Source organism: Halobacteriovorax marinus SJ, from assembly GCF_000210915.2.
Taxonomy (GTDB): Bacteria; Bdellovibrionota; Bacteriovoracia; order Bacteriovoracales; family Bacteriovoracaceae; genus Halobacteriovorax; species Halobacteriovorax marinus.
Genome location: NC_016620.1, coordinates 2361716 through 2374392, shown reverse-complemented (window position 1 = coordinate 2374392; position 12677 = coordinate 2361716). Strand labels below are relative to the sequence as shown.

Sequence of the window (12677 nt, the reverse complement as noted above, 5' to 3'; positions counted from 1 at the left end):
GTGAAACTATTCTTATTGATCATATTCTCAATTATGCAAACTCACGCTAGTGAAGAGTGGTATAACTATGAAAGAATTATGCTCATTAAGTCTAAAAGTAATTTTATCTTGGATGAAGGTCTTATTACATATAGTAAATCCAATAAGTGGTATATTCCGCTGGAGGATTTATTTGATTCTATTGGTGCAAATTATAAGTACAATAAGAATGAGAGAGTAATTCAGGGATTCATTTTTAAAAAAAGTAATGTTTACAAAATTGATCTAAATGAATGCGTTCTTTATTTAAAAAATAGAAAAGAAAAGTTTGAGTGTAATGACTTTATCCCTCTAGAGGACTACCTTCTGCTTAGTACTCCCGTAGTTGAAAAATTAATAGATATTAAAATAAAAATCGACTCACTTAGCTCTTCAATGACACTAGAGTATCACAGTCTATTTCCACCAGAGGAAAAAGAGAAGAGGAGTGAGAGAAAAATAGGTAAGGCCAAGCGTAGAGCGATCTTCCCGGTAGAGAAAAATGAGCGAGACTGGATTGATGGATTCAATTTTGATCAAGATATTTCGGGAGATATTTATAGATCTCAATCGGGAGATTCTAGAGGGGCCATAAGGCATGAGACATCACTTTCTGCAGAATTTCTAAAGTCTGAGCTCTATACTGATTATAGAGGAGTAGATAGGAAGCAGGAGTCGTTTTGGCTAAGTCTTGAGAGAAATGATTATAGAAATAGAATATTTGGTGATGTTGGTTTAAGTGAAGTTAAAGTAGTGAACTTCAATCTTCCTACTACGAACTTAGTAGGAGGAGGACAAAAACTTACAGGGATTTATTTCTCAAATCGCTCTCTTTATAAGGCATCAAATTTTACAAAGGAAGATTTCTCCGGACCTTTAGAAAAAGACTGGGAAGTTGAGCTCTATCAAAATGATATTCTCATCGCAAGGGAGCTTGGAACAGCAGAGAAGCAGCGCTATGAGTTTAATGGTGTTGATCTGTATTATGGCATGAATAGATTTAAATTTATCTTCTATGGACCAAAAGGTGAGAGAAGGTATGAAAGTAAAAATCTTAATATAACTGACGCATTTATTGAAGCAGACAAATTAGTAAATGTAGCAGGAGCTTATGGTTTTGATGAGAATGATAAAGAGAATTATAGCTTAAGTCTCTCAAAGAACTTATTTAAGAGAGTTCAGTTTGAACTCAATACTGTAAAATCCTACGAATATACAACTGGAGTTACTACTAATTATTTTGGTGGATCGCTCAATACATTTTTAAATAGTACTTTGTTGGATCTAAATTATATCAATGATGGCGAGAATAGGGCCATAGAAACAGCGCTTAAATTTAATACTCTCGGTGTTAATACAAACTTGTCCTATATCAATAATAGTGGAGTTAAATCTAGCATTCTAGGTCATTCCAACCCTGTGGATTATTCGTGGAATGCAAACTTCTTACTACCTTTAAGATTTATTAAAAATTTACAAACATTTAATAGAATAAGTTATAAGAAGAAAATTGGAATTGATGATAACTATACAGATTTTCTAAATCGCATCTCACTTTCAATTCGAAATTTCTATATTTCAAATTCTATGAGCGTTGAAAATACAATTTTTACCAATGAAATCTTCACTAGATATAACTTTGGTAAATCTTCATTTAAATTTAAAAATAGATGGGGAAAAGAAGGACTGAGGGATAGTGAGCTTAGTTATACATTCTCAAATAGAAAGAAGAATAGTTACTCATCTGCATTGGTTTATGCCTATGAGCAAAGTACAACTAATCTAAGATTTAGAGCTGATAGAAGATTTAGGAACTTCTTTGCTGGGGTAAGTCTAGATGTAGGGAATAAAGGTGATTATGGAGCAGGAGTTAATCTCTCATATGGACTTGTTTATGATGAGGACACTGGAATCAATTTATATAATAAGAGAACTACAGAGTACTCAAATATAAAGGCATCTGCCTTTCATGACTTAAATGGTGATGGCATTAGAAATGATAATGAAGAGCTTATTCGAGATGTAGAATTCTATCGCTTATCTGGAAATGAAAGAGAGAGCACCAATCATACAGGTTATGCCTTCTTTAGTTTTGTTCAGCCCTTTAGTCCTACCGACATAAAAATAAGTTTAACAAATATACAAAATATATATTTAAGGCCTAAGACTTTAGGGAAGAGAGTTTGGGGAAGGGTAGGCAAAACGGCGAGCGTTGAGTTTCCACTACAGATCGAGGGTGATATAGAAGGAGAGATTGATTTCATCGATGGGAATAAAAGAAAGAAGATTACTGCTAATCTTGTGTCGAATGGAAAAATATTAAAGAGAATACATGCTGATAAAGATGGATACTTTTATTCAGGAGGAATTAAGCCTGGAAAGTATACTTTAAAAGTTATTTGTGATGATTGTGATGGTCGTGTCTTTGAAAAGACTTTTAATATGCCAAAGGAAGGAGATAGCCTCTTTCTCGAAGGAGTTAGAATATGATCTATAGAATATTGATATTTCTATTTTGTTTTTCGGTATATTCAAAACCCATCTCTGTTACAAATAAGAGAGATCTCGACTTTGGTACTCTAGTTCAAGGAGACCCTAAGAAAGTCATTTCTCCCAAGGGTAGTGAACCGAATAATGCAAGATTCCTAGTTAAAGGCGATAAGAATACATCCTACACCATTCTCTTGCCTACGGAAGCTTATATATATCTAGGTGGTAACGGGAGTCAAAAGATAAAGGTCAGAAATTTTAAATCAAGACCTGCTGCTGGAGCGAATGGTTTACTTAACTCTAAAGGTAAGCAAACTGTCAAAGTCGGAGCTACGTTGAACGCTATTGGTGTAAATAAAGCCCCTGGCGCTTATTCCGGTTCATTTACTATTGATGTGATTTATTAAAAGAATATGTCGCTACTTTTCTTATTATCATTAGAGATGATTCCATTTTCCCCTGAAGAAATTGTCTGTGAATCTTTGCCGTATTGAATTGTAAGCATTCTATGAGGCATCACTTGAATACGATTTTTAGTTATAACCCTCTTAGAATCTTTATTTTCTATTACAGTGATCTTTACCTGTTCAGTAACTAAAAGGGTGGCCCTGGCACTAGAAGACGCCGCCATCGTATTGAGGCTTAGAAATGGTAAAATAATGGCCATCGCTATAATTACTTTCATATCTACTACTTTGAACCAGTTTCGAGGTTAAATTTCATATATTTCTCTTTGAGCTTAAGATGCCTTCATACTTGATTTCTATATAGTGCGAATATGGCAGAGGTTAAGAAAGTAAAGTTTTTTCTCCCTCCTTTATGCATAGGATTTAACTCAACTCTAAGGTATTGAAATGAAAATATAGCCTGATTGAATTGGCAATATAACTTCTTTTAGGGGAGTTACAAACTCAAAGACTGTCTTCAAGTTAACTCATCTGTTTAAAATTTAGACACTTTCTTGCTTTCTAGTACGACTTAACAATGAGTTGTAGGCGGCATCATTCTTGCTTCTTATCTAATGTTTTACTCATTTTAAAGAAGGTTTGTAATGAAGAAGAGTCTTATACTCTGTTTATCGATTTTGACTTTAGTTTCTTGTTCAAAGAAGGAAAAAGACTTTGAATACACAAGAAAGATTTCTCAAATTGAATACCTTAATATGCAACAGGCCCAGCAGGTGAGTGCTAATCAGCAAGCAGCATTTAAATTAAATAATGAAGAGAAATCATCTGGTGAATACGTGAGTAACCTAAGTCGTGACTTATGTCAGATGATTCAAACAAGCTCGTATGATAACCCATTTCTCTTTGATGCGTACTTCTCAAAGAAAGTTAAGTTTCAGCAATTTGAAGCGTATATGAAGAATATACTCTCACTCTCAAATGTATGCGAATCGACACAAATTGTATTTGATTATAACCCACTTTTTATCATTAAGTTTAAGCTCTCAAACCCTCACTCTCTCTACGGACTCTTTAGAGTTGATGAGAGTGGTAAAATTGTAGAGTACTACTTTCTATCAGGTGATGATATGAATATTGATCATCGATACGTTAAGATGAGTGATGGAGAGAGAATATCATCATTAGTATTTTCTAAAGATGATAAGGCCTCTAGAGTCGGTTTCATAAAAACTCCATATCTACATACTGAAAGCTTCGGTTATTATTTAACTAAGGCTGCAGGTTTTATTACTCAAGGCCACAATGTAGTCATTCAATCCAATAGAGGATCGCATGCTTCGAGTGGAAACTTTAAATGGTTGCACGAAAAAAATATTCAAGACTCAAAAGAAACTATCGATTGGATACGAAATCAAACCTTCTCAAATGGTTCTGTGTTTTCTTTTGGCGTTTCCTATGATGGATATAATGCTCTCGCTGCTGCTGCCAGTAATGCAGAAGGCTTACTTTACACAATTGCCTGTAGTGCACCAGCAAATGCTAGTACAGATTCCTTCACTGCCGCAGAAACAGTTGAGTCCTCTCTCTTGGCCTATGTCGCAGAGAGAGAGAATCATAAAGATATTAATCTCTTTGCAGAGAAAATTAATTATCTTGTCAAACAAGGTATTCCATACTCTCAGTTTGATAATATTCTCTACGGAAGAGATATTGCTGATTGGCAAGATCTAATTAATGCCAGAGATAAAGGAAGTTTAAATGAATATATGTTAGAGCGCTCAATTCTGGACGAGTTAAAAGAGAGTCATATTCCTATTTTCCATGTTGCTGGTACTAATAATGATCAAGATGGTCGTGATACTATTCTGGGCCATAAGTACTTAGTTGATGAAGGTAGGTATCCAGAAAATAATTATCTCTATATCCACCATGGTGGACACGGTTGTGGCGATTTCCTAGAAACTAGTTTTGGTAATGAATTTATGAACTTGGAGTTTTCAAAGCTTAAGAAAGAGTATCGAACTCTAACTTCTAATTCACAACCGACTTCGAAAATTGATGAGATGTTTAATTCGATCAACATAGAAGTTCCACAGATGGATACGAGCCCGATAACGAATCGAAGAGGAACTCAGTTAAAAGGTGAGACATATTTCACCGTAGCGACAGATAAGAAAATTGTCGTAAATGGTCCACTTAAATTAAAGTTAAAAGCAAAGAGCTCCCTTTTTAAGTCTTCACTTGTTGCTTCACTCTTCTATTCAAAAGAGGGAGCATGGGAAGTTCCTCACTATATGACTTATGGAATTAGTAGAAGCTCTATTTACTTTGAAGATAGTAGTGAGGGGGAATTTTCACTTGTGCTTCCTCCTATGTCCTTTACTGTGTCAGCAGGAGAGAGCATCTTTATACAATTATCTTTAGAAACAAATTCTTTTCTCGATCTATTTTCAAGTGAGAGACAAGAGTATTATACAAGAAATGAAAGTGCAGGATTTTTTGAAATCTTAGATAAGAAAGTAGAGTTAGAAGTTCAAACTGAGGTAGAAGTTCAAAAAGAAGAAGCTGAAGAGGTTGAGATTGCTGTTGAAAATAATGATGTTGAAGTGATGAAAGAAGCGATAGAGAATATGGATGCTGCATTAGAAGAGCTAAACTAGCTCTTCTTTCTATCTACATAAGTATCTTCTTTAAAAATTTGTCCCTGAGAAAGGCCGTAGTTTTCATGGAGACCTAAGTGAAGGTTAACTTCACTTGGAGACAATTCATTCTCAAGTAATTTACAAAAAGTTTTAAGCTTATCAAAGATAACAGAACTCTCTTCATGTAGAGCCTCAATCCTAAAGCGCGAGACACCTATTTCTAAACAGTCTTTAAGTAATGTAGGCGCTGAAATCGCAACGGCGTTATACATTGTATTTCTGCACTCCGAGTCAGCTTTAATAAAGTGTTTATTTCCAAAGCTGTCGTGGAGCTCAACTTTATGTTTTTCGCACGGTTTCCCACAATCTTTAAAAGACTTACCGTTTGAGAGAAAGGCAGCATAAACACAATGCTCCATGTGAAAACTTGGCATGTATTGATGAATAGTGACTTCGAAGTCCTTTCTTTGACTATGTTTAACCATGGACAGTAACTGATCTCTATTGAGGTCGTAACTTGGTGTTAGAGTCATTAGTCCTTTAGAGTAGAGGTAATCTGCTGTGATTGAATTTGTAACGTTTAGGCTAAAGTCACCGATGAGTTTTAAATTGCTCGCATTCTCTTTGAAGAATTGTAGTGCTCCTAAGTTTCTCACTAAGACATAGTCAGGTGCTAGCCTCGTTAAGACTTTTAGATGGTGGTATTCATTTGGTTTTAGTATTCTATTTGTTGCTATAGCAGACTCTATACCTGCAGATTTTAGTAGCTCTAATGACTCTTTATAATCTTTTCCAAATTCATAATCTAGAATAATGAATTCAATCTTATTTTTGATATTTGGATTAGAGTTTAATAGAGGAATGAGCCCCTCAAGTTGACTTAACTCTCTTAAGAGAGGCCTTATTTTACTCTCTCTTTGATTAAATGACTCACTTAAATCTGGTAGCTTTGCCGAGAGAACTTCTCCCAAGTCATGCTTGAGAATTTTTTCACTCAACTCTTTAACTGCTCTTTGTCTTAGATTTTTTAATACTTTATTTGCGATAAAAGGAGAGTTTTCAGATATATTAATGATTGGAGTTTGACACTTAAAGGGTGTCGATGAAAGAGCGCATAGCTCTTTTCTAATATTATCTAAGTTAATATCATTCTTTGCGACTTCAAGTTCTGATTCACTTTGTACAGTTACTTCTTGTTTATCTATAGAGGCCGTAAGTTGTAATTTTTCTCCCACCTTCGCATCTAGTGAGATAGATATCTCTCTTCTTAAAAGCTTTTCTCTATCATTAAATGACTTTGTTAATTCTTTAGTGAGTGAAGGTGATGAGGTTTGATAGACATTGAATCCTGCTTGAACAGATTGTGTTTTAAAATCCTTCGCTAAGAAGATTTCAAATCTTCTATTCTTTAGAGACTTTATATCGTAGATCATAGATCCAAGTTCTAGTTTCTTTTCACGATTTGTACTGGCAAAGAGTAGGCCATCTCCATTGCTTAAGTCTTTATCGGAAGCAATGACAATAGAGCTCTTCCTTACTTCTTGAACTTGTCCAATTTTTAATCCACGATTACTACCAAATGTTGAATCAACTAATTCCTGATGGTTCACTCCGTGAAGCCAGCCTGGAAAAAATCCTCTAGAATAGCTGATGGCCATTTGTTCAATATCTTCTTTAGTAAATTTAGATTTATCAATGGCCTTTCTATAGCTACTTGCTACACTGGCAACAAAGTTAGGACTCTTAAGTCTACCTTCTACTTTGAGTGAGTCTACACCAAGTTCTTTAAGTGATTCGATTTCGTTAATTCCACATAAATCTTGAGGTGAGACCAAGTACTTTTGATCGATGAGATCAACTTTCTTATCATCGACAATGAGATCGTATTCAAAACGGCAGCTCTGGGCACATTGACCTCTATTTGCACTTCTTCCTCCAATGCTTTCACTAGTAAAGCACTGTCCAGAATAGGCAACACAGAGAGCTCCATGAACAAAGACTTCTATTTCTTTATCAGTATTCTCTTTAATCGTTTTTATTTCACTTAGACTATTTTCTCTACCTAGAACGTAGCGCTCAATTTGCAGGTCTTTAGTTAATTCAATGGCCAACTCATTTGTAATGGTCATTTGAGTAGAGGCGTGAATTTCCTGCCATGGTGCCATCTCTTTTATAACTCTTACTAGACCTAGATCTTGGACTATTAGTGCATCTGGGCCAAGGGGAAGTAGCTTCTGTAGTAACTCTATCGCTCTTGCAAGTTCATCTTGGAAAATGACGATATTAAAGGCCACGTGAACTTTCACCCCGTAGAGGTGACACAGTTGAATAATTTCTTCTAATTGTTCAAAGCTATGATCTGTAGTTCTACCTCTAGCATTAAATTCAGGCATACCTACATAAATTGCATTGGCGCCATTGTGAATGGCGGCCCTGCACATCTCAATATTTCCAACAGGAAGTAGAAGTTCTGGTTTCTTTGTCATAAGGGGGAATAAGTAGCAGAGAGTGGGGGAAAACACAATGGAAATGAAAAGAATTACACGACATAAGCTTTTGATTTTGTTATATAATACTTAACTCAGGAAGGTCTTTATGCAAGAGAATCTAAAATCTTTTCTAGCGTCTTTTAGCGCATTACTTGATTATGAAAATCATCATCAATGGTCCCATTGGATGAACTCTGTGGAGAAGATGGTCGACGCCAATGCAATGGATGCCTATGATCATTACTCTAAAGCCTTTGGCGGGGCAGGGACTTTGAATGATATTCACTTTCAAGACCCTTGGAGTTTTACATTATTCTGGAAACTTAGAGCGATTATTGGAATCTATTTTCAATGTCTGGAATTAGATAAAGATATAAAAACTCAGTTGAGCGAATTTCAAGACGAGAAACTTGAGAGCTTGAAAGTCCACTGTTGTTCTCATTGTCAAAGTCGATTTGTGACCCAACGAGATTTAATAGCAACACAGATTCCTGCAAAGATTAATACATTAATTCTAGAGGATATCTTTAGCTCTCCGATGAAAACTCTTTATGAGCGCTTTGCTGTTCTTAGAAAAACTAGTTCAGAGTTACTTGAAGAGTTAACAGAGACGATTGATGAAGATTGGGAAATCGTACGCTCAGACCCTTGGTATCAACCCTGTGCGAAGTGCAATGAGAACTCATTAAAATTGCAGAGCTATAAATATGATGGGCTCAAGTGGTCGATGCTCACCTGAGCCCAGAGTCTAATCACTTTAATTCTCTAACTTTTGAATGATCCTTATCGTAGAGAAATAGCATACGATGGGACTTGTAGTAATCTTGAACTTCTGTTTCATGCTTTAGAGTCGGATTAGATATAACCCAGCTTAAAGCTAACATTAGTGTTCCAAGTATTGTCAGTATTATTCCAAATATCGAAGGTCCGTCAAAGGCGAGATATTGCTCGTAGGCAATATAGTAAATTAAAGCAGCTACAATGAGTGTGAATATATGGAAATGCTCATGAGTTTTAAGAATATAAAGACTGTGATGGGAGTCTATTTCATCATAGAGCTCCTCTTGTGACATTTTTAAGTCACCATTCTCAACCATGGTCTCTTCGACTTTGTAGTACATTTCGACTTCGTCTTCATCTGCAGAAGAAATAGGGTGAAGATGTGTTGTGAGCATGACTCCTCCTTAGCTAAAAGGTTATTTAAAGATTAGCTAAGGAGTATGAAGATTTTGTTAAAAATAGTCTTTATTGAATTTTAGTCTTTAAAAGTTTCAACTATTTGAAGAAGTTGAACTTGATCTCTTTCACAATTTGCCACTATCGAATCTAGCCAATTTCTTGGATCTGAATTCTCAGCAGTATGGAGTGCACAGGCCTCTAGAAATTTTGTTCCAGCAAGGTACTTGGTTGGACCATTCTTTACCTGAACCTTAAACGAGATACCTTTCGCGTCTAGTGGTAGAGTAGAGTTAGGAAAAAAGCTAGCAAGAACCTCTTTAGGAGTCTCTTGTTTTGGAAGCCCTGTCACTTTCGTAATACGAGTAACATCTTCACCACGACATGAATCATCTGCACATTGAAATGAGACTCTACAAGAATTCCCACTGCTATCTGTCTTCCAAGTATAGTCTGTTTCACCTCTAACTAAGATACCTTCAACAATACCTGTGTCTGAGTTGAAAACTGGAGAACCTGAATTACCACCAAAAGTATCTAAGTTTGCGACAAAGTACCAATCGTTTGAGTTTGTTCTAATATTTGCACCAGGTGCTACTTTCATTGGAAGTCCTGAAGGGTGTCCCATTACTGTGATAGGGTCACCAACTGAAACAGAACCTGAAGCTCTATATGTTAGTGGAGCGGCGTCTACTACTGCTCTATCTAATTCTAGTACAGCAAAGTCTGCTTTAGTAGAGCTACTTAATTGTTGTGAGATAATACTTTTACAAGAGTAGATCTGATCATCGCTTAATTTTGATACGCCTTTCTTAAATCCAAAGACCCATTTATAATTTGAACAATCACTCTGGCTCTCTACACAGTGACCAGCAGTTACGAGAATATTTTCACCCACTAGGAACCCTGAACATCTTCCAGGATTAATTTGATCTGCAAATGGCTCGTCTTCACATAGATACATATTATCAGCGATTGTTGTACTATTTAATTCGCCACCAGCACCAATCTTAGCTGAAGAAACCTGTACCGCAACAGACTTTGCCCATTGTTGGTGTCTTGCATCTGTAGAGTCTGCAATATCAAGTCTATCATCCTTACCGTAAATAACTTTAGGAGTAATAACTGTTTTTTGATTTACCATCGCTAGGAACTTATCTAGCTCTTTATTGTGTTCATAAATCTCATCATTTAAAGCACACTTTTCAGGATATTTTTCTTGGAAAGCAGTAATCTTATTTTTGAATTGATTAAATTCTTCAACAGTTGTTTTTGGATTGTAAACATCACTGAATGATTGCATCAATGACTTATAATCAGACTGAAATGTATCCTTACAAGTGGCCACTTCGTCTTCACAGGCAGTTATTGATAATAGTAGTGATAGTGTAATAAGTAGATTTAGTTTACGCATAGATTCTCCCTCGTACGATATAAAATCATATTTAAAAAGAAACTAGCAATTCATATTTGCGAGTCTGTAATAAAGTCATATGAATGAAAGGAAAAGTTGGAATTATTACAGGGTTTTACTCTGTAAGGTATTCAATTGGCCACATGCTGCCAGAATATCACTACCTTTTGTTGTTCTGACCTTTACAGTAAGACCTAGGCGCTCAAGCTTGGTTTTAAATTCATTGACCTTACTCGTGAGAGGTCTTTTATAGGGTGCACCTGGAAACTCGTTAAAAGGGATAATATTGATTATCGCCCTTCTTTGTCCCAGCCATTTATTTAGAAGAGTAATGTCTTCGTCTCTATCATTTAGATCTTTAATGAGTAAGTATTCATAAGTGATGAATTGTCTTTTTAGAAGTTTGATTTGATCTAATTTCTCAAAGAGTTTTTCCAGACTATATCTCTTATTCAGGGGAATGAGTTTATTTCTATCTTCATCAATAGGAGAGTGAAGAGAGAGTGCTAGATTAATATTTGGAAGTTCACTAAACCTTTCTAGACCTGGTAAATACCCCGCAGTTGAAAGAGTAATCTGTCTAAATCCTAAGTGAAGCCCTTCGGTTGTTAGAAAAATCTCAATTGCTTTCTTTACTTGATCAAAATTATGTAGAGGTTCTCCCTGTCCCATAAAGACAATATTAGGAGAAGCTATTTTCTCAGGTCGATTTTCTCGCAACCATTTATATGCAACGATATATTGCCCAATTATCTCACTTGCCTCTAGATTTCTCTTGAGTCCCTGAAGACCTGTAAAACAGAAGCTACACTTCATTGCGCATCCAACTTGGCTAGAGAGACAAATAGTATATTTCTTAGCAAAGGGAATGAGGACCGATTCAACCTGGTTTCCATCTGCAAGCTCAACGAGAAACTTCACAGTGTTATCGTCAGCGTTTTGGACTTTTACAATTTTTGGCAAATCAAATCTGTAGTGATTAGAAATAAAATCTATAGTTCTCCTCGAAAGAGTATCGACAGCCTCAAAGTTAGGGTTAAATCTCTTGTAAACCAATCTAAAAATCTCATCAGCACTCTTTTGCTTAAACCCTGATTCGTGAAGAGTGTGAGAGAGCTCTTCAAGGGATTGATTATAAAATGAATGTGCTGCTTCTTTGGATGTCATCATTATTATATATTCTGCAAACTTAACTTTTGCAACCATGGGAAGATATGCTATTAGAAAAATATGACTGAAGAAAATTTTCGCTTTACAGGAATCTCTAGATTATATGGAGCTCGATCTGGAAAGCTACTAGAGAACTCACATATTTGTATTATTGGACTTGGGGGAGTTGGCTCATGGAGCGCTGAGGCCCTTGTTCGCTCTGGTGTTGGTGAAATTACTTTAGTGGATCTAGATGATATTTGTATTACTAATGTGAATCGACAGCTCCACGCCCTAGATGGAAATATCGGTAAGCTAAAGATTAGGGCCCTAGAGCAGAGATGCCTATTAATCAATCCAGAAGTCAAAATTCACTGTATAGAGGACTTTCTCACTGCGGACTCTGTGAATGAAATTCTGAGCACAAAATTTGATTACGTTATTGATGCTATCGACTCTTTAGACAATAAGGCCATTCTTATAAATGAAGCACTAAAAAGGTCTTTGCCAATTATTACAGTTGGTGGCGCCGGTGGAAAGCAAGACGCTACTCAGATAAGAGTCGATGATTTATCTAAATCTTGGAATGATAGACTTTTACAAAAGCTTAGAAAGAAGCTTCGAAAAGATTTTGACTTCCCATTGGATGATTCTCTCTTTGGTGTTAAGAGCGTCTTTTCTCCAGAGCTTCCTTTTCTCGCCGATGAAGAAGGTGAGGTTTGTCAGATAAGAAAGGATCAGCAAAGAAGTTATCGTCTAGATTGTTATACTGGCTTTGGCAGTGCTACTTTTGTGACGGGGACTTTTGGCTTTGTTGCTGCTGGGGAAGTCGTAAAATCAATCTGTTCTAGAGATTAATTTTATTTTCTTTAAATAAGTCTTATAATAAACC

General features: G+C 35.9%; 10 protein-coding genes. 5 read left to right on the top strand and 5 right to left on the bottom strand.

Going from position 1 to position 12677, the window contains the following annotated elements:
• Complete coding sequence (locus BMS_RS11210) at positions 1–2508, top strand: hypothetical protein (RefSeq protein WP_014244935.1); 2508 nt, start codon at positions 1–3, stop codon at positions 2506–2508.
• On the top strand, positions 2505–2915 hold the full coding sequence (locus BMS_RS11205) for a DUF4402 domain-containing protein (RefSeq protein ID WP_014244934.1): 411 nt from the start codon (positions 2505–2507) through the stop codon (positions 2913–2915). Before BMS_RS11210 ends, BMS_RS11205 begins: the two co-directional genes overlap by 4 nt.
• Here BMS_RS11205 and BMS_RS11200 read toward each other — a convergent pair.
• A complete protein-coding gene (locus BMS_RS11200) occupies positions 2912–3193 on the bottom strand; it encodes a hypothetical protein (RefSeq protein WP_014244933.1) in 282 nt (93 codons plus the stop codon). The genes BMS_RS11205 and BMS_RS11200 overlap by 4 nt on opposite strands.
• 366 nt (positions 3194–3559) lie before the next feature.
• Between BMS_RS11200 and BMS_RS11195 the strand changes: the two genes are divergently transcribed.
• Entirely contained in the window at positions 3560–5575 is a 2016-nt protein-coding gene (locus tag BMS_RS11195) for a CocE/NonD family hydrolase (protein ID WP_014244932.1), read from the top strand.
• Here BMS_RS11195 and BMS_RS11190 read toward each other — a convergent pair.
• On the bottom strand, positions 5572–8043 hold the full coding sequence (locus tag BMS_RS11190; RefSeq protein WP_044557543.1) for a U32 family peptidase: 2472 nt from the start codon (positions 8041–8043) through the stop codon (positions 5572–5574). The two genes, BMS_RS11195 and BMS_RS11190, sit on opposite strands and share 4 nt — an antisense overlap.
• Positions 8044–8152: 109 nt before the next feature.
• On the opposite strand from BMS_RS11190, the gene BMS_RS11185 reads away from it, so the two are divergent.
• Entirely contained in the window at positions 8153–8785 is a 633-nt protein-coding gene (locus BMS_RS11185) for a hypothetical protein (protein ID WP_014244930.1), read from the top strand.
• A 13-nt stretch (positions 8786–8798) separates the two neighbouring features.
• Here the strand turns inward: BMS_RS11185 and BMS_RS11180 are convergent, their stop codons facing one another.
• The 3 genes from BMS_RS11180 to rlmN form a co-directional block, all read right to left on the bottom strand.
• Positions 8799–9221: a hypothetical protein gene (locus BMS_RS11180; RefSeq protein ID WP_014244929.1), complete on the bottom strand. Its 423-nt coding sequence runs from the start codon at positions 9219–9221 to the stop codon at positions 8799–8801.
• A gap of 80 nt (positions 9222–9301) precedes the next feature.
• Positions 9302–10636, bottom strand: a complete 1335-nt coding sequence (locus BMS_RS17055) for a trypsin-like serine peptidase (protein ID WP_052590667.1) — start codon at positions 10634–10636, stop codon at positions 9302–9304.
• 105 nt (positions 10637–10741) lie between these two features.
• Positions 10742–11842 carry a 23S rRNA (adenine(2503)-C(2))-methyltransferase RlmN gene (rlmN, locus tag BMS_RS11170; RefSeq protein ID WP_014244927.1) on the bottom strand — a complete coding sequence of 367 codons (1101 nt, stop codon included), beginning with the start codon at positions 11840–11842 and terminating at the stop codon, positions 10742–10744.
• Positions 11843–11866: 24 nt separating this feature from the next.
• On the opposite strand from rlmN, the gene BMS_RS11165 reads away from it, so the two are divergent.
• Positions 11867–12643, top strand: a complete 777-nt coding sequence (locus BMS_RS11165; RefSeq protein WP_014244926.1) for a tRNA threonylcarbamoyladenosine dehydratase — start codon at positions 11867–11869, stop codon at positions 12641–12643.
• Positions 12644–12677 lie beyond the last annotated feature (34 nt).